The 20,791-nt window shown below is 75.9% G+C and carries 19 protein-coding genes and 1 pseudogene; 9 read left to right on the forward strand and 11 right to left on the reverse strand.

What is annotated here, in order from left to right; translation table 11 throughout:
• Positions 1 to 651 precede the first annotated feature (651 nt).
• Both recG and ABGB16_RS20325 read right to left on the reverse strand, forming a co-directional pair.
• Positions 652 to 2,853: an ATP-dependent DNA helicase RecG gene (gene recG / locus ABGB16_RS20320; RefSeq protein ID WP_347669670.1), complete on the reverse strand. Its 2,202-nt coding sequence runs from the start codon at positions 2,851 to 2,853 to the stop codon at positions 652 to 654.
• A complete protein-coding gene (locus ABGB16_RS20325; protein ID WP_347669671.1) occupies positions 2,850 to 4,466 on the reverse strand; it encodes a DAK2 domain-containing protein in 1,617 nt (538 codons plus the stop codon). Before ABGB16_RS20325 ends, recG begins: the two co-directional genes overlap by 4 nt.
• Positions 4,467 to 4,667: 201 nt before the next feature.
• On the opposite strand from ABGB16_RS20325, the gene rpmB reads away from it, so the two are divergent.
• On the forward strand, positions 4,668 to 4,859 hold the full coding sequence (gene rpmB, locus ABGB16_RS20330) for a 50S ribosomal protein L28 (RefSeq protein ID WP_145775527.1): 192 nt from the start codon (positions 4,668 to 4,670) through the stop codon (positions 4,857 to 4,859).
• Positions 4,860 to 5,265: 406 nt separating this feature from the next.
• Here rpmB and ABGB16_RS20335 read toward each other — a convergent pair whose 3' ends face one another.
• On the reverse strand, positions 5,266 to 5,733 hold the full coding sequence (locus ABGB16_RS20335; protein WP_347669672.1) for a GNAT family N-acetyltransferase: 468 nt from the start codon (positions 5,731 to 5,733) through the stop codon (positions 5,266 to 5,268).
• 44 nt (positions 5,734 to 5,777) lie between these two features.
• Positions 5,778 to 6,716, reverse strand: coding sequence for a thiamine-phosphate kinase (locus ABGB16_RS20340; protein ID WP_347669673.1), 939 nt, complete (start codon positions 6,714 to 6,716; stop codon positions 5,778 to 5,780).
• 176 nt (positions 6,717 to 6,892) lie between these two features.
• On the opposite strand from ABGB16_RS20340, the gene ABGB16_RS20345 reads away from it, so the two are divergent.
• Together ABGB16_RS20345 and ABGB16_RS20350 are read left to right on the forward strand one after the other, a co-directional pair.
• On the forward strand, positions 6,893 to 7,126 hold the full coding sequence (locus tag ABGB16_RS20345; protein WP_347669674.1) for an Lrp/AsnC ligand binding domain-containing protein: 234 nt from the start codon (positions 6,893 to 6,895) through the stop codon (positions 7,124 to 7,126).
• On the forward strand, positions 7,127 to 7,735 hold the full coding sequence (locus ABGB16_RS20350) for a DUF3515 family protein (protein ID WP_347669675.1): 609 nt from the start codon (positions 7,127 to 7,129) through the stop codon (positions 7,733 to 7,735).
• A gap of 156 nt (positions 7,736 to 7,891) precedes the next feature.
• Here ABGB16_RS20350 and ABGB16_RS20355 read toward each other — a convergent pair whose 3' ends face one another.
• Both ABGB16_RS20355 and ABGB16_RS20360 read right to left on the reverse strand, forming a co-directional pair.
• Complete coding sequence (locus ABGB16_RS20355; protein ID WP_347669676.1) at positions 7,892 to 8,989, reverse strand: D-alanine--D-alanine ligase family protein; 1,098 nt, start codon at positions 8,987 to 8,989, stop codon at positions 7,892 to 7,894.
• 222 nt (positions 8,990 to 9,211) lie between these two features.
• Positions 9,212 to 9,433, reverse strand: coding sequence for a hypothetical protein (locus tag ABGB16_RS20360; protein WP_347669677.1), 222 nt, complete (start codon positions 9,431 to 9,433; stop codon positions 9,212 to 9,214).
• A gap of 97 nt (positions 9,434 to 9,530) precedes the next feature.
• On the opposite strand from ABGB16_RS20360, the pseudogene ABGB16_RS20365 reads away from it, so the two are divergent.
• A pseudogene (locus tag ABGB16_RS20365) lies at positions 9,531 to 10,172 on the forward strand (DUF5753 domain-containing protein); the annotation flags it as partial.
• A gap of 4 nt (positions 10,173 to 10,176) precedes the next feature.
• Positions 10,177 to 10,377 (forward strand): DUF397 domain-containing protein, encoded by a 201-nt coding sequence (locus ABGB16_RS20370; RefSeq protein ID WP_347669678.1) that lies wholly within the window; start codon positions 10,177 to 10,179, stop codon positions 10,375 to 10,377.
• A gap of 161 nt (positions 10,378 to 10,538) precedes the next feature.
• Here the strand turns inward: ABGB16_RS20370 and ABGB16_RS20375 are convergent, their stop codons facing one another.
• The 4 genes from ABGB16_RS20375 to ABGB16_RS20390 all read right to left on the reverse strand — a co-directional run bounded on the left by ABGB16_RS20375 (position 10,539) and on the right by ABGB16_RS20390 (position 14,589).
• Positions 10,539 to 11,321 carry a putative protein N(5)-glutamine methyltransferase gene (locus tag ABGB16_RS20375; RefSeq protein ID WP_347669715.1) on the reverse strand — a complete coding sequence of 261 codons (783 nt, stop codon included), beginning with the start codon at positions 11,319 to 11,321 and terminating at the stop codon, positions 10,539 to 10,541.
• Positions 11,322 to 11,559: 238 nt separating this feature from the next.
• On the reverse strand, positions 11,560 to 12,672 hold the full coding sequence (locus ABGB16_RS20380; protein ID WP_347669679.1) for a cystathionine gamma-lyase: 1,113 nt from the start codon (positions 12,670 to 12,672) through the stop codon (positions 11,560 to 11,562).
• 9 nt (positions 12,673 to 12,681) lie between these two features.
• Complete coding sequence (locus ABGB16_RS20385; RefSeq protein ID WP_347669680.1) at positions 12,682 to 13,689, reverse strand: NAD(P)H-dependent glycerol-3-phosphate dehydrogenase; 1,008 nt, start codon at positions 13,687 to 13,689, stop codon at positions 12,682 to 12,684.
• Positions 13,690 to 13,845: 156 nt separating this feature from the next.
• Positions 13,846 to 14,589, reverse strand: coding sequence for a lysophospholipid acyltransferase family protein (locus ABGB16_RS20390; protein ID WP_347669682.1), 744 nt, complete (start codon positions 14,587 to 14,589; stop codon positions 13,846 to 13,848).
• A gap of 122 nt (positions 14,590 to 14,711) precedes the next feature.
• Here ABGB16_RS20390 and cofC point away from each other — a divergent pair, with 122 nt between their 5' ends.
• From cofC to ABGB16_RS20410, 4 genes are all read left to right on the forward strand, one after another.
• A complete protein-coding gene (gene cofC / locus ABGB16_RS20395; protein ID WP_347669683.1) occupies positions 14,712 to 15,356 on the forward strand; it encodes a 2-phospho-L-lactate guanylyltransferase in 645 nt (214 codons plus the stop codon).
• 23 nt (positions 15,357 to 15,379) lie between these two features.
• Complete coding sequence (locus ABGB16_RS20400) at positions 15,380 to 15,577, forward strand: cold-shock protein (RefSeq protein ID WP_145775517.1); 198 nt, start codon at positions 15,380 to 15,382, stop codon at positions 15,575 to 15,577.
• Between the two features lie 305 nt (positions 15,578 to 15,882).
• Positions 15,883 to 18,018, forward strand: a complete 2,136-nt coding sequence (locus tag ABGB16_RS20405) for an RNA degradosome polyphosphate kinase (RefSeq protein WP_347669716.1) — start codon at positions 15,883 to 15,885, stop codon at positions 18,016 to 18,018.
• 15 nt (positions 18,019 to 18,033) lie between these two features.
• Positions 18,034 to 18,912, forward strand: a complete 879-nt coding sequence (locus ABGB16_RS20410; RefSeq protein WP_347669684.1) for an NUDIX hydrolase — start codon at positions 18,034 to 18,036, stop codon at positions 18,910 to 18,912.
• 15 nt (positions 18,913 to 18,927) lie between these two features.
• On the opposite strand, the gene ABGB16_RS20415 is transcribed toward ABGB16_RS20410, so the two are convergent.
• The gene (locus tag ABGB16_RS20415; RefSeq protein ID WP_347669685.1) at positions 18,928 to 20,649 is read right to left on the reverse strand and encodes an endonuclease/exonuclease/phosphatase family protein; all 1,722 of its coding nucleotides are present in this window, start codon (positions 20,647 to 20,649) and stop codon (positions 18,928 to 18,930) included.
• Positions 20,650 to 20,791: the final 142 nt, after the last annotated feature.

The following is a 20,791-nucleotide window of genomic DNA, read 5'->3' on the forward strand; positions in this document are numbered from 1 at the left end:
CCTATTATCAACCCCAATCGCATCGTCATCGTCGACTACGGCCCTTCCTACTTCGCCGGGGAAAACGCGGAGAAGAATTTCCCACCCATCAAACAAGAAACCGACACCACGCCCCCACCGACCTGACCGGGACCCGGCGTTGTTTCGTTCGGGTGCGGCTCCTCTGCGGGGAAGATCATCGCCGTGTGAGGTTCCCCCGTCAGCGTGGAGGCCAGACCTAAGGGGATAGATGGTCATGGCTGAAACGAGAAGGCGGTTCGATAGGGAGTTCCGCGAGGGCGCGGTGCGGATCGTGCGGGAGACCGGCAAGCCGATCGCGCAGGGCGCTCGGGATCTCGGGATCAACGAGGGCACTGCACTCCCGCCGGTTGCTCGGCTACGCCACGAGCGACCGGCACGACGCCGATCTGACCACCGCATCCTTGTCGATGGCCGCCGCGACCCGCGGCGGCACGGTCGACGGGGTGATCTTCCACAGCGACCGCGGCAGCGAATACCGCGGCCAGCAGCTCGTCCGGGTCGGCGCGGGCCGCCAGGTCGGTGGCCGGACACTCCCGCCAGTGGCCCAGGCCGGAGGTGTGGGTGAGCCCCGGAACGGCAGGCCTCGGGGCGGCGGGCCCGGCCGCACGCTGCGGACGCCGAGCGGACGCGTCAGCCCTTCTCCAGGTACTCCGCGCGCTCCTCGTCGACCAGGGCGGCCACCGAGGCGGCGAGCGCCGGGTGTCGCTCCAGCTCCGGGTCCTCCTCGACCAGCGCGATCGCCTCGGCGCGGGCGTCCCGGATCAGGTCGGAGTCGCGCAGCAGCGACAGCAGCCGCAGGTGCGACCGGCGGCCGGACTGGGTGGCGCCCAGCACGTCGCCCTCGCGGCGCTGCTCCAGGTCGAGCTCGGCCAGCTTGAAGCCGTCCGTGGTGGAGGCGACGGCGTCGAGGCGTTCCCGGGCCGACGAGCCCTCGCCGGCCTCGGTCACCAGCAGGCACAGCCCGGGCGCGGAGCCCCGGCCCACCCGGCCGCGCAGCTGGTGCAGCTGGGACACGCCGAACCGGTCGGCGTCCAGCACGATCATCACGGTGGCGTTGGGCACGTCGACGCCGACCTCGACGACCGTGGTGGCGACCAGCACGTCCAGGTCGCCGGCGGCGAAGGAACGCATCACCGCGTCCTTCTCGTCGGCGGGCAGCCGGCCGTGCAGGACGCCGATCCGCAGCCCGTGCAGCGGCCCCTCGGCCAGCAGCGGGGCGACCTCGGTCACCGCGAGCGGCGGCCGCCGGCCGGTGTCGTCCTCGCGCGGGGCCTCCTCCTCCGACGCGGGGCCGTCACCGATGCGGGGGCACACGACGTACGCCTGGTGGCCCGCGGCGACCTCCTCGCGCAGCCGGCGCCAGGCCCGGTCGAGGAACGCCGGCTTCTCGGCGGCCGGCACCACGTGCGACGCGATCGGCGAGCGCCCCTGCGGGAGCTGGGTGAGCGAGGACACCTCCAGGTCGCCGTAGACGGTCATCGCCACCGTGCGCGGGATCGGGGTGGCCGTCATCACCAGCACGTGCGGCGGCTGGTCGGCCTTGGCGCGCAGCGCGTCGCGCTGCTCGACGCCGAACCGGTGCTGCTCGTCGACCACGACGAGGCCGAGGTCGTGGAAGTCGACGCCCTCGTACAGCAGGGCGTGGGTGCCGAGCACGATCCCGGCGCGGCCCTCCGCCACCTCGGCGAGCGCCCGGCGCCGGGCCGCCGCGCCGAGCGAGCCGGTGACCAGCTCGACCCGGGTGGCGCCGTCGGCCGCGCCCAGCTCCCCGGCGCGGGCGAGTGGGCCGAGCAGGTCGAGCATGCCCCGGTGGTGCTGGGCGGCGAGCACCTCGGTCGGGGCGAGCAGCGCGGCCTGCCCGCCGGCGTCGACGACCTGGAGCATCGCCCGCAACGCCACGACCGTCTTGCCGGAGCCGACCTCGCCCTGCAACAACCGGTGCATCGGGTGGGCGGTGGCCAGGTCGGCGGCGATCTCCGCGCCGACCGCCCGCTGGCCGGGGGTCAGCTCGTACGGCAGCCGCGCGTCGAACGCGTCGAGCAGGCCGCCCGGCTGTGCGGGGCGGGCCTGCGCCGGCCAGGCGGCGGCCCGGTGCTTGCGCTGCACCAGGGTGAGCTGCACGGCGAACGCCTCGTCCCACTTGAGCCGGCGGCGGGCCCGGTACAGGTCCTCCTTGCTGGACGGCCGGTGGATCTCGCGCAGCGCCGGGCCGATGCCGACCAGTTTGCGGGTGGCCCGGACGGTGGCCGGCAGCGGATCGTCCGGCGGGGTGAACGTGTCCAGCACCACCCGGACGCAGCGGGCGATCACCCAGGTCGGCACGGCCGCCGCGGCCGGGTACACCGGGATCAGCGCCCCGGCGAACTCCTCGACCTCCTCGTTGGCCGCCGCCTCGCCGTCGCCGCCCTCCCCGAGCAGCACGTACTCCGGGCCGTTGAGTTGGCGCTTGCCGCGGAACTCGGTGACCTTGCCGGCGAACAGCCCCCACCGGCCGGGGCGCAGCTCCCGCTCCCGCCACGCCTGGTTGCCGAAGAAGGTCAGCGTGAGCACCCCGCCGGAGTCGTCCCCGACGGTCACCTCCAGCAGGTTGCCCCGGCGCTGGCGCATCGGCCGTACGGCGGTGCGCTGCACCTGGGCCAGCACGGTGACCTGCTCGCCGACGTCCAGCGAGCGGATGTCGGTGTGCTCGCCGCGCTCGTCGTACCGGCGCGGGAAGTGGTAGATCAGGTCGCCGGCGGTGTGCAGGTCGAGGTGGGCGGCCAGGGCCTTGGCCGTCTTCTCCCCGACCAGCTTCTTCAGCGGCGTGTCGACCGTCGACGGCTCGGACGTCATTCGACCCCCACCAGGAGCGGATAGTGCGGCTGGCCGCCCGGGAACGCCTGGACCTCCACGAACGGCCAGCGCCGGGCGACGTGCTCGCGTACGGCGTCGGCCAGGCCCTCCGGGGCGTCGACACCGGTGAGCAGGGTGACCAGCTCGCCGCCGCCGCCGAGCATCCGGTCGACCACGGCGACGCAGGTGTCGGCCAGGTCGGCGCCGATCAGGTGCACCTCCCCCTCGACGAGGGCGAGCACGTCGCCGGGCCGGCAGGGGCCGGCGACCGTCAGCGCCTCCCGGCCGGCCCAGCAGACCTCGGCGTACCGGCAGGCCCCGGCGGCCTCGGCCATCGCGATCACGTCGTCGGAGAAGCGCCGCTTCGGGTCGCGCACGGCCAGCGCGGCGAGCGCCTGCACCGGCGAGCGGGTCGGCACCACGCTGACCTTCACCCCCAGCGCGTGCGCCTCCCGCGCGGCGGCGCTCGCCACGGCCTGGGTGTTCGGGTCGTTGGGCAGCACCACCACGCGGGCCGCGGCGGTGGCCCGGATCGCGTCGAGCAGCTCGCCGGTGGACGGGTTGCCCGGCACCACCGTCGCCCCCTCCCCCGTGAACAGCTCCGCGATGCCCGCGCCGGTGGCGACCACGACCGCCGCGCGGCCGTCGCCGGCCGGGGTCGGCGGGACCGCCGCGGCCTGGTCGGCGAAGCGGGTCACGGAGATCTGGTACGGCCGGCCGGCCACCACCCCCGCCTCGACCGCCGCGCCGACGTCGTTGACGTGCACGTGCACGTTCCAGGTGCCCGGCCCGTCGGCCCTGTCGCCGGCCACGACCAGCGAGTCGCCCAGCCCGGCGAGGGTCTGCCGCATCCGCTCGACCGCCTCCGGCTCGGCGTCGAGCAGGAACTGCACCTCGTACGCGTACTCGTCGGAGCCGGTCTCCCGCACGGCCACGGCGGGCTGGCGGACCCGGCGGGGCGCGGGGGCCGGCCGGTCCGGGCTCTCCCCCGTGACCACCTCGACCAGCGCGTCGAGCAGCAGGCAGAGCCCCCGGCCGCCGGCGTCGACCACCCCGGCGCGGGCCAGCGCCGGCAGCTGCTCGGGGGTGCGGGCCAGGGCGCGGGCCGCCTCGGCGGCCGCCGCCCGGGCCACCGCCCGCAGGTCGTCGGTGTCCGCGGCCTCGGCCGCGCGGGCCGCCGCGGCGACCACGCTGAGCAGGGTGCCCTCGACCGGCCGGGCGACGGCGGCGTACGCGGCGGTGGCCGCGTCACGCAGCGCGGCGGCGAGCTGCCGGCCCCGCACCACGGGCGCGGCGGCCAGGGCGTCGGCGAGGCCGCGCAGGATCTGCGACAGGATCACGCCCGAGTTGCCCCGGGCGCCGAGCAACGCCCCGCGCGCCATGAGCCGCAGCGCGTGCCCGTGCGCGGTGGGCCCGCCCTCGGGGAGGGTGTCCCGGTCCATCGTCAGGGCCTGCTGGGCCGAGGTGAGGGTGAGCACCAGGTTGGTGCCGGTGTCGCCGTCGGGGACCGGGTAGACGTTGAGGTCGTCGATCTCGCCCTGGTGGTCGCGCAGCGCGGCCAGCCCGCCCGCGCACCAGCGGCGCACCGCAGCGGCGTCCAGCGTGTCCAGCACGCCAGAAGCCTACTGGCGCGCACCGACACGCACCGATGCCGACCGGCCCGCCCCGGCGTGTCCCCGCCGGCCGTCGGCGGCGGCGCGGGTGCCCTGCCGGGGCCGGTTGGTCAGGCGCGGGGATCGTCGGGTAACCTGGCCAGGTTGCCCGGGCAGCGCCTGGCGGCGACCTCATGAACGTTTCAAACCCAGGAGTATCCCGTGGCTAGCGTGTGCGACGTCTGTGGCAAGGGACCGGGCTTCGGCCACAACGTGTCCCACTCGCACCGGCGGACCAACCGCCGCTGGAACCCGAACATCCAGTCGGTGCGTACCCCGGCCGGTGGCGGCACCACCCGGAAGGTGCAGGTCTGCACCTCCTGCATCAAGGCTGGCAAGGTCACCCGCGCCTGACGCGGGTAGCGCCGACCTCGTAACCTCGTCCAAGCCGGCGGGCCCTCGGGCCCGCCGGCTTGTCGTGCGTCTGGACCTGAGTCGTCTGCGACATCGCCTGGCGGCTCGGGGGTTCGAGGTTTGGCGTGCCGGGCGTGTCGGGCTGCGGCTCGGGCATGTCAGTCCGCTGCCTGTGGAGCTGCCCCGTCCATGCGCCCGCCCCGCCGCGCCCACACCGGCCGTCCCGCTCTGCCCCGCGCCGCGCGATCATGAGCTGTGCGGCGTCCACCGGGCCAAATGCCGCCGCCAACTCCATGATCATCAGGATGGCGTGGCCGGGCGGAGGCGGTGGCGTGGACGGGGCAACTCCACAGGCGCCGTACGACGTCCGCCCGACCGGCCGGGCCACCCCGTCAGCAACGCCCGGTCAGAGGGTACGGCCGAAGGAGATGCAGCCCGGGGAGTCGCGGTAGTAGCCGAAGTTGGGGATGCGCTCGTAGCCGGCCGAGGTGTACATGGCGACCGCCTCGGGCTGCTTGTCGCCGCACTCCAGCACGATCCGCTTGCGCCCCTGCTCCCGCGCCGACCGCTCGACGGCGGCGAGCACGGCCCGGGCGACGCCCCGGCCCCGGGCCGCCGGGGTCGTGTACATCCGCTTCACCTCGGCGGTGTCCCCGTCGTCGCCGTGGCTGCGCCAGCCGCCGCAGCCGACCGGCTCGCCGTCGACGTGAGCGATCAGGAACGCCCCGTGCGGCGGCTCGAACTCGGTGGCGTCGACGGGTGTGTCGTCGCCGCTGCCGCCGTAGCGCTCACCCAGGTCCACCAACGCGGCCCGGATCAACCGCTGCGCCTCCGGCGAATCGAAGCGGGCCGCGCGAATCTCGATCTCGCTCACGGGTGAAGGGTACGTCGCTGACCTGCGGATACCCGAGGTGCCCCTTACCGGAAGTGGTCCCAGCCGGCCGGGCCGGCGTACGGTTCGCCGTCCACCGTGACGCCCGCGCCGTCGGACACCCGGCCGACCTCCCGCCACGGCGCCGGCAGCGCCACCGCCGGCGGGAAGGTGGCGGCCAGCGCGTGGTCGTCGCCCCCGCCGAGGATCCAGGCGTACGGATCGACCCCGAGCGCCTGGGCGGCGTCGCGCATCTGCCGGGGCACCTCGAAGGCGTCCCGCCGCACGTCGATGCCGACCCCGCTGGCCTTGGCGACGTGCCCGAGATCGGCCAGCAGCCCGTCGGAGACGTCGATCATGGCGGTGGCGCCGAGCCGGGCGGCGTGCGGCCCGGCCGCGTACGGCACCTCCGGCCGCCGGTACGCCTCGACCAGCAGTTTCGGCGTGCGGAAGCCCCGGGAGAGCACGGTGTAGCCGGCGGCGGCGTACCCGCTGCGGCCAGCGACGGCGACCACGTCCCCGGGCCGCGCGCCCGAGCGGAGCACCGGGGCCCGGCCGCCCAGGTCCCCGAGGGCGGTGACCGCGACGGTCAGCGTCGGGCTGGCCGACATGTCCCCGCCGACCACGCTGGCGCCCACCGTGGCCGCCTCGGCCGCCAGCCCGTCGGCCAACTCCTCGGCCCACGCCGGGTCCAGGTCCGCCGGCATGCACAGCGCCACCAGCAGGGCGGTCGGGGTCGCCCCCATGGCCACGATGTCCGCCAGGTTGGCCGCCGCCGCCCGATGCCCCACGTCGCGGGCGCTGGACCAGTCCCGCCGGAAGTGCCGCCCCTCCACCAGCACGTCGGTCGACGCGGCGACCCGCGCGTCCGGCGCGGCCAGCACGGCGGCGTCGTCGCCCGGCCCGAGCAGGACGGCCGGGCCGTGGGTCAGCCGGGCGGTCACCCGGTCGATCAGTCCGAACTCGCCGATCCCGGCCACGCTCATGCCGGCACTCCGCTTCCCAACCCGATCAACCGCTTCCTGTCCTGCCCGCACCCGCCGTCGCGCCCGCCGCGCTCGCTCACCGCTGCTCCTTGGCCACCGATAGGGATCCGACCTGCTCCGTAAGGTAGTTTCACCCTTCGGGCCGCCCACGGGCGGCGACAGACGGAGGTCGAGTCGTGGTACAGGCGTACATCCTCATCCAGACGGAGGTCGGCCGGGCGCGTGACGTGGCCGGTCTGATCGCGGACCTTGCCGGCGTGGTGCGGGTCGACGCCGTCACCGGGCCGTACGACGTGGTCGTGCTCACCGAGGCGAACACCGTCGACGAGCTCGGCAGACTCATCGTCAGCAAGGTGCAGATGGTGCCCGGCATCACCCGCACCCTCACGTGTTCGGTGGTGCACCTGTAAGTGGACCAGATCACTTCCTCCCCCGACGAGAAGGCCCCGGCGCGGCGGAACCGCACGAACCGGGGTGCCGCGCTGCTGGCCACGCTGATCGCGGTGCCGGTGACGGTGGCCGTGGCCGGATTCACGTTCGCGAAGCTCGCCCCGGACGCCCCGACGTCCCAGCCCAGCCCGTCGGCGAGCGCCGCCCGGCCGCAGTCCACCGCGCCGGTCGAGATGGCCGCGCCGGCGCTGGCGGAGCGGCCGGCGACCGTCTGCCGCGCCCTGACGTCGCAGCTACCCGACGCGGTTCGCGATCTGCGGCAGCGGCCGGTCACCGCCGGCGCCGAGCAGAACGCCGCGTACGGCGATCCCGCGCTGACCGTCGCCTGCGGCGGCACGGAGCCCACCCCCGGGCAGACCGACGACGTCTGGGTCGTCAACAAGGTCTGCTGGTACGCGGCCGAGGGGCCCGACGCCACCGTGCTCACCACCCTGGACCGGGAGACCGCCGTACGGGTCACCGTGCCCCGCACGTACGGAGCGGCGCTGCAGTGGGTGAGCCCGATCGCCGACACGGTGGTCGCCACGGTGCCCTCCGGCGGCACCGCCCCGGCCGGCTGCTCGGGCTGACCCGGCACCGTTACCGCCGGCCCGCCCGGCGGGCCCGAGGCACCCCCCGGCGGCCTACCCGGATCGCCCGACGCCGTTCCCGACGGTCTGCCCGGCTGATGCGGAAGCCGGGCGGGCTGTCGGGCCCGCCCGGTGCGCGACGCGCTCAGCGACGCCTCAGTGCAGGCCGACGCCGCGCCGCTGCGCGGTGCGGATCAGGCGGGTGACCAGCTTCGGGTACTCCAGGCCCGAGGCCGCCCACATCATGGGGAACATCGAGGTCGGGGTGAACCCGGGCATGGTGTTGATCTCGTTGAGGTAGACGTCCAGCTCCGGGGTGACGAAGAAGTCGACCCGGGCGAGCCCGGCGCAGTCCAGCGCGGCGAACGCCCGGACGGCGTACGCCTGGATCTGCCGGGCGACGTGCTCGGGCAGCTCGGCCGGGATGTCGTAGTCGGGCTCGGAGAGGTACTTGGCCTCGAAGTCGTACCAGCCGTGGTCCCCGCCGACCCGGACCTCGGCCAGCAGGGACGCCTCGGCGCCGCCCACGGCCTCGCTCTCCAGCACGCCGCACTCGATCTCGCGGCCGACGATCGCCGCCTCCACCAGCACCTTCGGGTCGATCTCCCGGGCCGCGGCGACGGCGGCGTCCAGGCCGGCCCAGTCGTCGACCTTGGTGATGCCGAACGAGGAGCCGGCCCGCGACGGCTTGACGAAGACCGGCAGGCCGAGGCGCCGCTTGTCCTCCTCCGACAGGGTCATCCCGTTGCGCAGCACCGCGTACGGGCCGACCGGGATGCCGTCGGCGGCGCAGAGCTTCTTGGTGAACTCCTTGTCCATGGCGGCCGCGGAGGCGAAGACGTTCGCCCCGACGTACGGGATGCCGGCCATCTCGAGCATCCCCTGGATGGTGCCGTCCTCGCCGTACGCGCCGTGCAGCACGGGGAAGACCACGTCGACGTCGGCGAGTGCCCGGGGGCCCTCGACCGGGTCGAGCACCAGCAGCCCGTTGCCGGTCGGGTCGGCGCGCAGCACGAGGTCGCTGCCCGCCTCGGCGGTGATCTCCGGCAGCCGCCGGGCGGTGATCGCCAGCTCGCCCGGGTCGCCGCTGGTCAGCACCCACTTGCCGGCCCGGGTGATGCCCACGGGGACCACCTCGAACTCGTCCGGGTCAAGAGCGCCCAGCACGCTGCCGGCGGTGACGCAGGAGATGCCGTGCTCGGGGCTGCGGCCGCCGAAGACGAGGGCCACGCGGGTCTTGCCTGGGGTGGTCACTCGGTCACCCTTTCGTTCGCGACTGCGAGGGCTCGTGGTGCTCGCCGGTGGCGGTCACCCGGTTGACCCTACTGTGCGTGGCAGGACGCCGAAGGCATACCCGGGGAGATGTGACAGCACACCGCAATCGGTCAGCCGCGGCTATACCGTACGTGACCGCGCCGGGGCGTACCCGGGAAAGGCGCGAACGGCGAGGGCGGCGCGGACGGCCGGGGCGGCGGGTCAGCCGCCGCCGTAGCGGCGGCCCACGGCGACCACCTTGACCCGCTGCCGGCCGGCCCGGACCATGCCCAGCGCCATGAACGCGCCGGCGATCCGGTCGGCGGCCTCCCGGCTGCTCGCCCCGACCACCTGGCGCCTGCGCTCCGGGGCGCGCCGCTCGTCGCGGACGGCACCGTCGAGGAACGGCCGGACGTCGGTGAGCACCACCAGAAACCGGGTCATCCCCGCCCCCCGGCACCGCCCCACCAGCAGGCGCTCCCCGTCATGTGAGCCCCTTCCGTGCGTCGTGGGGCGGCACGCGGCGATCGGGTGGGGGGAGAGCACCCTGTCCCGGTACGAGAACGCCCAGACGCTGGTCAGCCCGGCCACGGTGTCCTACTCGTACCTGCTGGACCGGCGCACCATCGACTTCATCGCCCTGGAGGCCGAGGCCACCGGCATCGCCAACTTCGAGCCGTCGGTGGTGCCCGGCCTGCTCCAGACCGCCGACTACATCCGTGGGGTGATGCGGGGCGGCCCGCACACCCTCGGCGACGACCAGGTCGAGCAGCGGGTCCACTTGCGACTCGACCGCCAGCAGCGGCTCACCGAGGCCGACCCGCCGATCCTCGACGCGATCATCGACGAGGCCGCGCTGCTGCGCCCGGTGGGCGACCAGGCCGTGATGGAGGGGCAGCTGCGCCACCTGCTGAAGATGGCCGAGCTGCCCAACATCACCGTCCAGGTGATCCCGCTGTCCGCCGGTTACCACCGGGGCACCCGGGGCTCCCTGCACATCCTGGAGTTCGCCGACCCGGAGGACCCGCTCATCGCCTCGGTCGAGACGGTGGCCGGGCAGATGGTCCTCGACCGACCCGGTGACCTGCGCACCTGCACCAAGATCATGGAGCACCTGCGGACGGTCGCGCTCACCCCCGCGGCCAGCCGCGACCAGCTCCTGCAACTTCTGAAGGGACGGTAGGACGATGACCCCGACGACGAGCGCGGCGCTGGCCGCGGCGCGGTGGCGCAAGAGCCGCCGCAGCGGCGACGAGGGCGCCTGCGTGGAGATGGCCGTCGTACCCGGGGCGGTCGCCGTCCGCGACTCGAAGGACCCGACCGGGCCGGCCCTGCTCTTCCGGCCGGCCGCGTGGGCCTCGTTCGCCGCGGCCCCGCCCCGTCGCTGACCGCCGCAGGCGCGGCACCTGGCCGTCCGCCACCGGCGGCCCCTGATCGTGGCCCACCCGCCGCCCGGTCCGCACCGCCGGGTCGACGAGTGGGCCACCCGCCGTTGCGCCGCGCCCCGCGCGGCGGAAGGCTCCGAAGTGGAGGCGCGGGGTCCAGGTCGTCAACCCGGGCGGCGGCCGAGCACCGCCGTGGCGTCCAGGTCCTCGTCGTGGACGACGGACGGCACCAGCCCCAGGCCGGTCAACACCGCGCGGTACGCGTCGACCTGGCGCCCGCTGACCTCGACCGCCAGGTGCCCGCCCGGCGCGAGCCAGTCGACCGCTCCCCGCGCCACCCGGCGCAGCACGGCCAGCCCGTCCCGCCCGCCGTCCAGCGCCACCGGGGCCTCGTACAGCCGCGCCTCGGGCGGCAGCAGCGGCACCGCCTCCGTCGGCACGTACGGGGCGTTGGCGACCACCAGGTCGAGCCGGCCGCGCCGTTCGGGCGGCACGGCGTCGAACAGGTCGCCCTGGTAGACCGGCACGCCGAGGTGGGCGAGGTTGCGCCGGGCGCAGGCGACCGCGGCCGGGTCCAGGTCGGCGGCGGCGAGCCAGCGGGGGCGCAGCCGCCCGGCGAGCACCAGCGCGGCGGCCCCCGACCCGCAGCAGAGGTCGAGCACCGCGGCGCCGGGGCGGGTGGCCGCCGCGGCGGCCGAGACGAGCAGGGCGGTACGGGCCCGCGGGACGAACACGCCGGGATCGACGCCGACCCGCAGGCCGCAGAACTCGGCCCAGCCGAGCAGGTGCTCCAACGGCTGCCCGGCGGCGCGCCGGTCGACGAGGTCGGCGAGCCGCTCGGGCGAGTCGGCGGCGGAGATGAGCAGGTCGGCCTCGTCCTCGGCGAAGACGCAGCCGGCGGCGCGTAGGCGGGTGACGACGGCGGAACGGTCGGGGCGGCACTGCATGGATGTCACGGGAAGCTCCGGGGTCGCTCGGCGGCGCTCCCGTGGGCGGCCTACCGAGAGGGCGGCACGGGCCCGGGGCGGAGCGCCGGTCCTGCTTGCTGGTGGATCGGTCTCACCTCCTCCCGTTCGGGGCCCGGTGCGGGCGCGCTCACGATACCCTGCCGCGTCTCCGGCCACGGCCCGCGCCCCCGGCCGCCGCCGGACGAGAAGGGAACCCCGCAGCGTTGACAGAAGGCCCTTACCCGAGGGCGGCCGTGACGTCGGCGAGCAGGTCGGCGGTGTCCTCGATCCCGCAGGAGAGTCGGACGAAGCCCGGCGCGGTGTCGTCGCCCCACTGCGCCCGACGGTCCGCGGTGGTGTGCAGGCCGCCGAACGAGGTCGCCGCGCCCACCAGCCGGGCCGCGTCGAGGAACCGGGCGACCCGCTCGGCGCTGCCCAGGTCGAACGAGAGCACCCCGGGCAGCCGCCGCATCTGCGCCGCCGCCACCGCGTACGCGGGGTCGCCGGGCAGGCCCGGCCAGCGCAGCCCGGCGACGTCGGGCCGGTCGGCGAGCAGGTGGGCCAGCGCCTCGGCGTTGGCCGACTGCCGGGCCAGCCGCAGGTCCAGGGTGGCCAGCGAGCGGTGCGCCAGCCAGGCGTCGAAGGCCCCGGGCACCGCGCCGGTGACCGTCCGCCAGGCGGTGACCGGGCCCAGCAGGTCGGGCGTACGGGTCGCCACGTAGCCGAGCAGCAGGTCGGAGTGGCCGGTCAGGGCCTTGGTGCCGGAGGCGACCACCAGGTCGGCGCCGAGGTCGAGCGGGCGCTGTCCGAGCGGCGTGGCGGTGGTGTTGTCCACCGCGACGAGGGCACCGGCGGCGTGCGCGTCCCGGGCCAGGGCGGCGACGTCGACGACGTCCAGGCCCGGGTTCGCCGGGGTCTCCACCAGCACCAGCCGCACCCCGTCGAACGACGGGTACGGCCCGACGGTCGGCGCGAGGTGCACCCGCACGCCGATCCCGGCGAGGGTGTCCGCGGCGAACGCCCGCACCGGGAAGTACCCGTCGGCGGGCAGCACCACCGCGTCCCCGGGGCGCAGCAGCGCCAGCAGCAGACCGGTGATCGCGGCCTGCCCGCTGGCGAAGACGCGGCAGTCGCCGCCCTCCAGCTCCCCGATCGCCGCCTCCAGCAGCCGGCGGGTCGGGTTGTCGGGGCGGCCGTACCCGTTCGCGGCGGCGGCCGGCCCCTGCCACGGGTCGAGGTGGTACGGCGCGGCGAGGACCGGCCCGGGCAGGAACGGCTGACCCGGCACCGGGTCGGGCAGGCCGGCCCGGACGCACCGGGTGCCGTCGCCGTCGCTGATCCCGTCGGTCACGCCGCCCCCCTACTCGTACGACTCGGGCTTCGCGGTGCGGCTCATCAGCGCGTCGACGGCCAGCCGCGGGTCCATGCCCTCGTGGCAGATCCGCTCGATCTGCTCGGTGATCGGCATCTCCACCCCGTGCGCCCGGGCCAGGTCCCGGATCGCCAGGCAGCTCTTCACGCCCTCGGCGGTCTGCCGGGTGGCCGCCTGCGCCTGCTCCAGGGTCTCCCCCCGGCCCAGGTGCTCCCCGAATGTCCGGTTACGGGCCAGCGGCGACGAGCATGAGGCCACGAGGTCGCCCATCCCGGCCAGGCCGGCGAACGTGATCGGGTCCGCGCCGAGCGCCACCCCGAGGCGGGCCGTCTCGGCCAGTCCCCGGGTCATCAGCATCGCCCGGGTGTTGTCGCCGAAGCCCATCGCGGTCGCGATCCCGTACGCCAGGGCGATCACGTTCTTGACCGCCCCGCCCAGCTCGCAGCCGATCACGTCGTCGTTCGTGTACGGCCGGAAGTACGGCGTACGGATCGACGCCTGGACGAGCCGGGCCCGGCGGTCGTCGGTGCCGGCGACCACGGTCGCGGCGGGCTGCTCGGCGGCGATCTCGGGGGCCAGGTTGGGGCCGGAGACCACCACCACCCGGCTCGGCGTGACCCCGGCGGTCTCCACGATCACCTCGCTCATCCGCCTGGTGGTGCCCAGCTCGATGCCCTTCATCAGGGAGACCAGCGTCGCGTCGGGGTGCAGGTGGCCGGTCCACTCGGCGAGGTTGGCGCGCAGCGTCTGCGACGGCACGGCCAGCACCACGAGCTCCGCGCCGGTGATCGCCTCGGCGGCGTCGCCGGTCGCCGTGACCCGCTCGGGAAGCCGCAGGTCCGGCAGGTAGTCCGGGTTGTGCCGGCGCAGCCGGATCGCCTCGGCCACGGGCCGCCGGCGGGCCCAGACCGTCACGTCCCGCCCGGCGTCGGCGAGGATCTTGGCGAACGCCGTACCCCAGGAGCCGGCGCCCAGGACGGCCACGTGCCCGCTCACGCCGCCGCCTCGCTTCGCTCCCCGGCGGCGCGAGACGCCACGCTACCGAGCCCAATGGTTCGCTCGCTACGCCCGCTCACGCCGCCGCCTCGCTTCGCTCCCCGGCGGCGCGAGACGCCACGCTACCGAGCCCAATGGTTCGCTCGCTACGCCCGCTCACGCGGCGCCTCCCCGCTCCTGTTGCGGACGGGCGGCGGCGGACCGGGACGGGCGCTGCCACAGCGGTGGCGGGGTGCCGCCGCGGATCTCGGCGAGCATGTCGCGCAGGCGCAGCATGATGGCGTCGGTCATCTCCTCGAGGGTGGCCCTGGTGGGCGCGGCGCCGGCCCACCGGCTCAGGTCCACCGGCGGCCCGGCGACCACGGTCACCGGGATCCGGGGCCGCAGGCTGAGCCGCTTGGTGCGCGGGTCGAAGATCCGCTCCGGGCCCCACATGGCGACCGGGATCACCGGGGCGCCGGTGGCCAGCGCCAGCCGCGCCGCCCCGGTCTTGCCCCGCATCGGCCACAGCTCCGGCTCGCGGGTCGTGGTGCCCTCCGGGTAGATCACCACGGCGCCGCCCTCGCGCAGCGCGGCGACCAGGGCGTCCAGCGACTTCGCCGCGTCGACGGTGCCGCGTTCCACCGGGATCTGCCGGCACCAGTGCAGGATCCGGCCCACCAGCGGCAGCCGGAACAGGCTGGCCTTGCCGAGGAACTGCGGCCAGCGCCCGGCGTCGTAGACGAAGTGCGCGGAGACCAGCGGGTCCGCGTGCGAGAGGTGGTTCGGCACGATGATGACACCGCCGTCGCGGCGCAGGTGCTCCATGCCCCGCCAGGTGCGCCGTGTCCAGACCACCATCACGGGCTTGACCACCACCACGGCGAACCGTTGCCAGAATCCCAGCCTGCGCCGCGTCACCCTGCCTCCTCGTAGCCCCGACCCCCGGCCGCACCCGCCCGCGCCGCCCGCAGCGAAATCATGCCTGCTCGCCCGGGGTACGGCCAGTGAGGGTACCGCTGCCCGACTGGCAGGATTGTGCCGTGCGGCAGCGGACCTGGACTGTGGTGGTGCCGGTGAAGCGCCTCGGCGTGGCGAAGAGCCGCCTGCGCGGGGCGCTGCCGGGCGTACCGCACGAGGAGTTGGCGCTGGCCCTGGCGGCCGACACGGTCGCCGCGGCGCGGGCGTGCCCGGCGGTCGCCGACGTGGTGGTGGTCACCGACGACCCGCGGGTGGCGGCGGCGGCCGGCGCGGCGGGCGCGCGAACGGTGCCGGACGCGCCGGACGCGGGCCTGAACGCCGCCTTCCGGCACGGCGCCGGGGTCGCGACCGCGAACGGCGGCGCCTGGGTGGTGGGACTCACCGCCGACCTGCCGGCGCTGCGCCCGGACGAGTTGGCCGCCGCGCTGGTCGCGGTCGCCGCCGGCCCGTCGGGGGTACGCCGGTTCGTGGCCGACGCCCCGGGCAGCGGCACCGTGCTGCTCGCCGCGCCGCCCGGCGTGCCGCTGGACCCCCGGTTCGGGGCGGGCTCGGCGGCGGCGCACCTGGCCAGCGGCGCGCTGCCGCTGGCCGGAGACTGGCCCACCCTGCGCCGGGACGTGGACACCGCCGCGGACCTGGCGGCGGCCGCCCGGCTCGGGCTCGGGGCGCGCAGCGCCGCCCTGGCCGCCGCCGGCCGGCCGGCCTGACCCCGCCGGTGTACGGTGCTGGCATGCAGGGCACGGTGGCCACCTACGACGCGGCGACGCGCAGCGGCGTGCTGCTCCTGGACGACGGCACCGAGCTGGCCTTCCCCGCTCGCGCCTTCGACGCCTCCGGGCTGCGGCTGCTGCGGCTCGGCCAGCGCGTCCGGGTCGAGACGGACGCCGCCGGGGAGATCGTCCGGGTGACGTTGCCGACGATGCCCTGACGTACCGGCCCGAGTTCATTTTGCGTTAACCGGGTTCGGGTGATTATGAGCGGGTGAGCACCCCTCGCGAGCCCCGCGCCAGCCGGCCCGACGACAGCCGGGACTCCCCCGGCGATCCCGCGTTCGCCCGCAACGGGGCCCGCCCGCGCGGCGCCGACGGCCGGTTCCGCGGCCACGAGAACGCCGAGGACGACGCGGTGACCGCCGGGCCCGCCGCCGCGGCCGCCTCCGCCGGCCTGGAGGAGGTCCTCGACCCGGTGTCCGAGGCGCCGCCCGCGGCCCCGGCGGCGGCTGGCCCCGACCAGGTGGCCAGCCTCGATCAGGCGGCCACTCCCGACCAGGCGGCCGGTCCCGACGACGAGCCGCCGGCACCCGAGCCGCTGCCCGACGACCGGTTCTTCAACCGGGAGCTGTCCTGGCTCGACTTCAACGCCCGGGTCCTCGCCCTGGCCGAGGACCCCCGCACCCCGCTGCTGGAGCGGGTGAAGTTCCTGGCCATCTTCGCCAGCAACCTCGACGAGTTCTACATGGTGCGGGTGGCGGGCCTGAAGCGCCGCCTGTCGGCCGGCCTGCCGGTGCGCGGCGGCGACCGGCTGCCGCTGCGCACCCAGCTGGAGCTGATCGCCGAGAAGAGCGCCACGCTGGTCGCCCGGCACGCCGCCTGCTTCGTGGACGACGTGCTGCCGAGGCTGGCCGCCGAGGACATCCGCATCCTGCGGTGGAGCGACCTGGGCGCCCCCGAGCGGGAACGGCTGCGCACCTACTTCCGGGAGCACGTCTTCCCGGTGCTCACCCCGCTGGCGGTGGACCCGGCGCACCCGTTCCCGTACATCTCGGGCCGGTCGCTGAACCTGGCCGTCACGGTCCGCGACCCGGACGGCGGCTCGGAGCTGTTCGCCCGGGTCAAGGTGCCGAACAACGTGCCGCGCTTCGTCCGGGTCGACCGGGACGCCCCCGGCGTGCGGGTACTGCCGGTGGAGGAGCTGATCTCGGTGCACCTGGGGCAGCTCTTCTCCGGGATGCAGGTGGTGGAGTGCCACCTGTTCCGGGTCACCCGCAACGCCGAGGTCGAGGTCGACGAGGACCGCGACGAGGATCTGCTCCAGGCCCTGGAACGGGAGCTGGCCCGCCGCCGGTTCGGCCCCCCGGTACGCCTGGAGGTCGCCGCCTCCATCTCCGATTACATGCTGGAGCTGCTGGTCCGCGAGCTGGACATGGACGCCCAGGACGTGCTGCGGGTGCGCGGCCTGCTCGACCTGTCCGCGCTGTGGCAGCTCTACGGCGAGGCCGACCGTCCCGACCTGACGGACCCGCCGTTCGTGCCGGCCACCCACCCCCGGCTCACCGAGGGCGAGGTGCCGCGCAGCGTCTTCGCCACGCTGCGCGACGGCGACGTGCTGGTGCACCACCCGTACCATTCGTTCGCGACCAGTGTGCAGCGGTTCATCGAGCAGGCCGCCGCCGACCCGAACGTGCTGGCCATCAAGCAGACCCTCTACCGCACCAGCGGCGACTCCCCGATCGTCGACGCGCTGGTCGACGCCGCCGCCGCCGGCAAGCAGGTGGTGGTGCTGGTCGAGCTGAAGGCCCGCTTCGACGAGGTGGCGAACATCGGCTGGGCGCGCACGCTGGAGCGCGCCGGCTGCCACGTCGTGTACGGGCTGGTGGGCCTCAAGACGCACTGCAAGACGGCCCTGGTGGTCCGCCAGGAGGGCAACCAGATCCGCCGCTACTGCCACATCGGCACGGGCAACTACCACCCGAAGACCGCCCGGTTGTACGAGGACTTCGGCGTGCTCACCGCCGACCCGGAGGTCGGCGCCGACCTGACCGACCTGTTCAACGTGCTCACCGGCTACAGCCGGCAGACCGCGTACCGGCGGCTGCTGGTGGCCCCGCAGGGCATCCGCCGGGGGCTGATCGACCGGATCGAGCGGGAGATCGCCCACGTCCGGCTGGGCGTGCCGGGGCTCGTGCAGATCAAGGTGAACTCGCTGGTCGACGAGGAGGTCGTCGACGCGCTCTACCGGGCGTCCCGGGCCGGGGTGCACGTCGACCTGCTGATCCGGGGCATGTGCACGCTGCGGCCCGGGGTGCCGGGGCTGTCGGACAACATCCGCGTCCGCTCGATCCTCGGCCGGTTCCTGGAGCACTCCCGGGTGTTCCGGTTCGGCAACAACGGGCAGGCGGAGTTCTGGATGGGCTCGGCGGACCTGATGCACCGCAACCTCGACCGGCGGGTGGAGGCGCTGGTGCAGGTGAGCGACCCGGTGGCGCGGGCCGAGCTGGACCACGTGCTCACCGCCGCGTTCAGCCCGGACGTGGAGGCGTTCGAGCTGGCCGGGGACGGCAGTTGGACGCGGCACACCGGGGCGCCGGAGGCGCCGCCGACCCATCTGCAGGACCTGCTGCTGCGCCGCGTCGGCGGCACGGCCGGTTGACCCTAGGCTGGGCGGATGGCGGAGCAGCAGGACGCGATCCGGGCGGCGGGCGGGGTGGCCTGGCGCCCGGACGGCGACGACGTGCGGGTCTGCCTGGTGCACCGCCCCCGGTACGGCGACTGGTCGCTGCCGAAGGGCAAGCTGGACCCGGGCGAGCACCCGTTGACGGCGGCGGTGCGGGAGCTGGCCGAGGAGGCCGACGTGCGGGCCGTGCCGCAGGTGCGGCTGCCCAGCGCCCGGTACCGCAGCGAGGGCCGGCCCAAGGTGGTCGACTTCTGGTCGATGCGGGTGGTCGGCGAGGGCGGGTTCCAGCCCGACACGGAGGTCGACGAGGTCCGCTGGCTGCCCGTCGACGACGCCGTACGCCTGGTCAGCTATCCGCACGACGGTCAGGTGCTGGCGGCGTTCGCTGCCCTGCCCCCGGTGACCGGGACGGTGGCGCTGGTCCGGCACGGCCACGCCGGCAGGCGCGGCACCTGGACCGGCCCGGACGCCGGCCGCCCGCTCGACGCGACCGGCTGGGCCCAGGCGCACCGCCTGGCGCCCCTGCTCGCCCTGCTGCGGCCGGCCCGGCTGCTCTCGGCGTCCGCCCGGCGGTGCGTGCAGACCCTCGACCCGGCCGCCGCCCTGCTCGACCTGCCCATCGAGGTGACGGGCGACCTCGACGAGCCGGTGGGCGGCCAGGACCCGGACGAGCGGGCCCTCGCGGCCGCGGCGTGCCTCGCCGAGCTGGCCGCCGCCGGGGAGCCGGTCGCGGTGTGCAGCCAGGGCAAGGTGATCCCGGGCGCGCTGGAACACCTCGCCGGGCGCCCCGGTGACTACGTCACGCCGAAGGGCGGCGGCTGGCTGCTCGCCTTCGCCGCCGACCGCCTCGTCGCCGCCGACCGCCTGTGAGGGACGCGCGACGGCTCAGGGCGGCGGCGGGTGGACGGTCACCGCGACCGGCAGGTGGTCGCTGGCCGTGCTGCGCGGCGCCGCCGGACCGCTGACCGCCGTCCCCGGCGTCACCAGGACGTGGTCGATCTGCGCCCGGGGGTCGTCGGCCGGGCTGGTCGGCAGCGGACGGGCCGCGGCCAGCGCGTCGACGAGCCCGGCGCGGGTGAACTCCGCGTACGCGGGCGCGCCCGGCTCGGTGTTCAGGTCGCCGGCGACCACCAGCGGGCGGCCGTGCGCGTACCCGAGGGCGAAGTCGGCCACCGCCCGGGCCTGCGCCACCGGCTCCCGCCCGGGCGGCGGTTGCAGGTGGGTGGCGACCACCGCGAGTCCCGCGCCGCCGCCGAGGTCGACGGTGACGCCGAGCGCCTGCGCCCCGGTGGGCGCGCCGACCGGCGCGAGCCGCCGGGTCCGGGCCGACGCCAGCGGGAGGTCGCTGAGCACCGCGTCGCCCCAGAGCGGGTCGGCTGCCGGCGCGAAGACGTACGTCATGCCGAGCCGTTCCGCCAGCAGCGTGAGGGTGTCGTGGCCGCCGTTGAGCAGCCAGCCCCGGTCCACCTCGCTGAGCACCACCACGTCGGGCCGCTGCCCCGCCACGACGCGGGCCAGCCCGTCCGGGTCGAGCCGCCCGTCGAGGCCGTACCCCATCCGGACGTTGTACGCCACCATTCGCACCTGCGCGGGCGGCGGCCCGTGATGGCGGGACGCGGCCGGGGCGGCGTGGGACAGGCCGGACGCGACGAGGGCGCACAGGAGCCCGCTTGCGGCGATCCGGGCCGCCACGGCGGGCCGCCGCGGCTGTGGGCGCGAATGGGGGCCGGCGGCACCGGGGGCGAGGGCCACGACGGCGGCGAGGCCGGCCACGGCCACCGGCACGGCCCCGTTCGGGTAGCCCAGGTCGTAGGCGGCCGTCCCGGCCAGCGCCGCGAGCGGACCCCACAGTCGGGCGTACCCCCGGGGTGGCCGGGCCAGTGCCGCGAACAGGAACAGGGCGACGGCCCCGGCGAACAGCAACGGCAGGTCACCGGCGGCCGGCGGGCGGGCGAGCCCGTCGGCGGGCCCACGCCGGTAGGACGAGGCCGTCCCCGCCACCGCCGGGGACAGCGCCACCATGCCGGTGAGCAGCAACGCCGGGCCGGCGAGCAACCACACCCGCGCGCCGCCCGGACGCGCCCGCGCCGCGCGCCTCCGCGGCGACGCCGGCCGCACGGTCCCGGCCAGGAAGAGTGCCACGAGCGCGCCGCTGCCGGCCCAGCCGGCCCACCCGGAGCGCCACACCAGGTCGTACGTGCCGAGGGCCGCGTGGGTGACCGCGCCGAGCGCCAGCCCCAGCCCGGTCGCTGGCCGGGCCGCCCGCTCGGCGGTGCCGGCGAGCCAGACCAGCCCGGCGAGGAGGCCGGCGGTGGCCAGCCAGAGCTGCGTACGGCCGCCCGGGGCGGCGGTCAGCGCGAGCCGGGCGGCGGCCAGCGCCACGGCGGCCACAGCCGCGACCGGGCGGGCGCCGATCCGGCGGACCAGCGCCGGGGCGGCCAGGGCGAGCAGGAACCAGCCGAGCGCGTACGCGCCCAGCAGCGCGGCGGGGGTGGCGGCGGCCTGCCCGAAGACGGTGATGACGGACGGGAGGAAGACGCGCAGCACGTCCGTCAGGACGACGACGCCGAGGGCGAGCGTGGCGGTGTCCAGGTGGCGGTGGCGCACGGGATGCCTTTCGCCGACCGGTGGTGGTGCGGCGATTCTGCGTGCGCGGGGCGGTCCCGGTCAACGGCCGGCGAGCACGCCCGCGACGCGCCCGCTCCGTACGCGAGAAAGGGCGCCCACCGCGCTGGTGGCCGCCCTTTCG

The sequence above is a fragment of the Micromonospora sp. B11E3 genome (genome assembly GCF_039871625.1).
GTDB lineage: Bacteria > Actinomycetota > Actinomycetes > Mycobacteriales > Micromonosporaceae > Micromonospora.

Bases quoted from the DNA above. Each gene is read 5' to 3' on its own strand.
- ABGB16_RS20370 (WP_347669678.1), top strand. From the start codon at position 10,177: ATGACCCCGACGACGAGCGCGGCGCTGGCCGCGGCGCGGTGGCGCAAG.
- ABGB16_RS20360 (WP_347669677.1), bottom strand. From the start codon at position 9,433: ATGACCCGGTTTCTGGTGGTGCTCACCGACGTCCGGCCGTTCCTCGAC.
- ABGB16_RS20375 (WP_347669715.1), bottom strand. From the start codon at position 11,321: ATGCAGTGCCGCCCCGACCGTTCCGCCGTCGTCACCCGCCTACGCGCC.
- ABGB16_RS20340 (WP_347669673.1), bottom strand. From the start codon at position 6,716: ATGAGCGTGGCCGGGATCGGCGAGTTCGGACTGATCGACCGGGTGACC.
- ABGB16_RS20400 (WP_145775517.1), top strand. From the start codon at position 15,380: ATGCAGGGCACGGTGGCCACCTACGACGCGGCGACGCGCAGCGGCGTG.
- ABGB16_RS20410 (WP_347669684.1), top strand. From the start codon at position 18,034: ATGGCGGAGCAGCAGGACGCGATCCGGGCGGCGGGCGGGGTGGCCTGG.
- recG (WP_347669670.1), bottom strand. From the start codon at position 2,853: ATGACGTCCGAGCCGTCGACGGTCGACACGCCGCTGAAGAAGCTGGTC.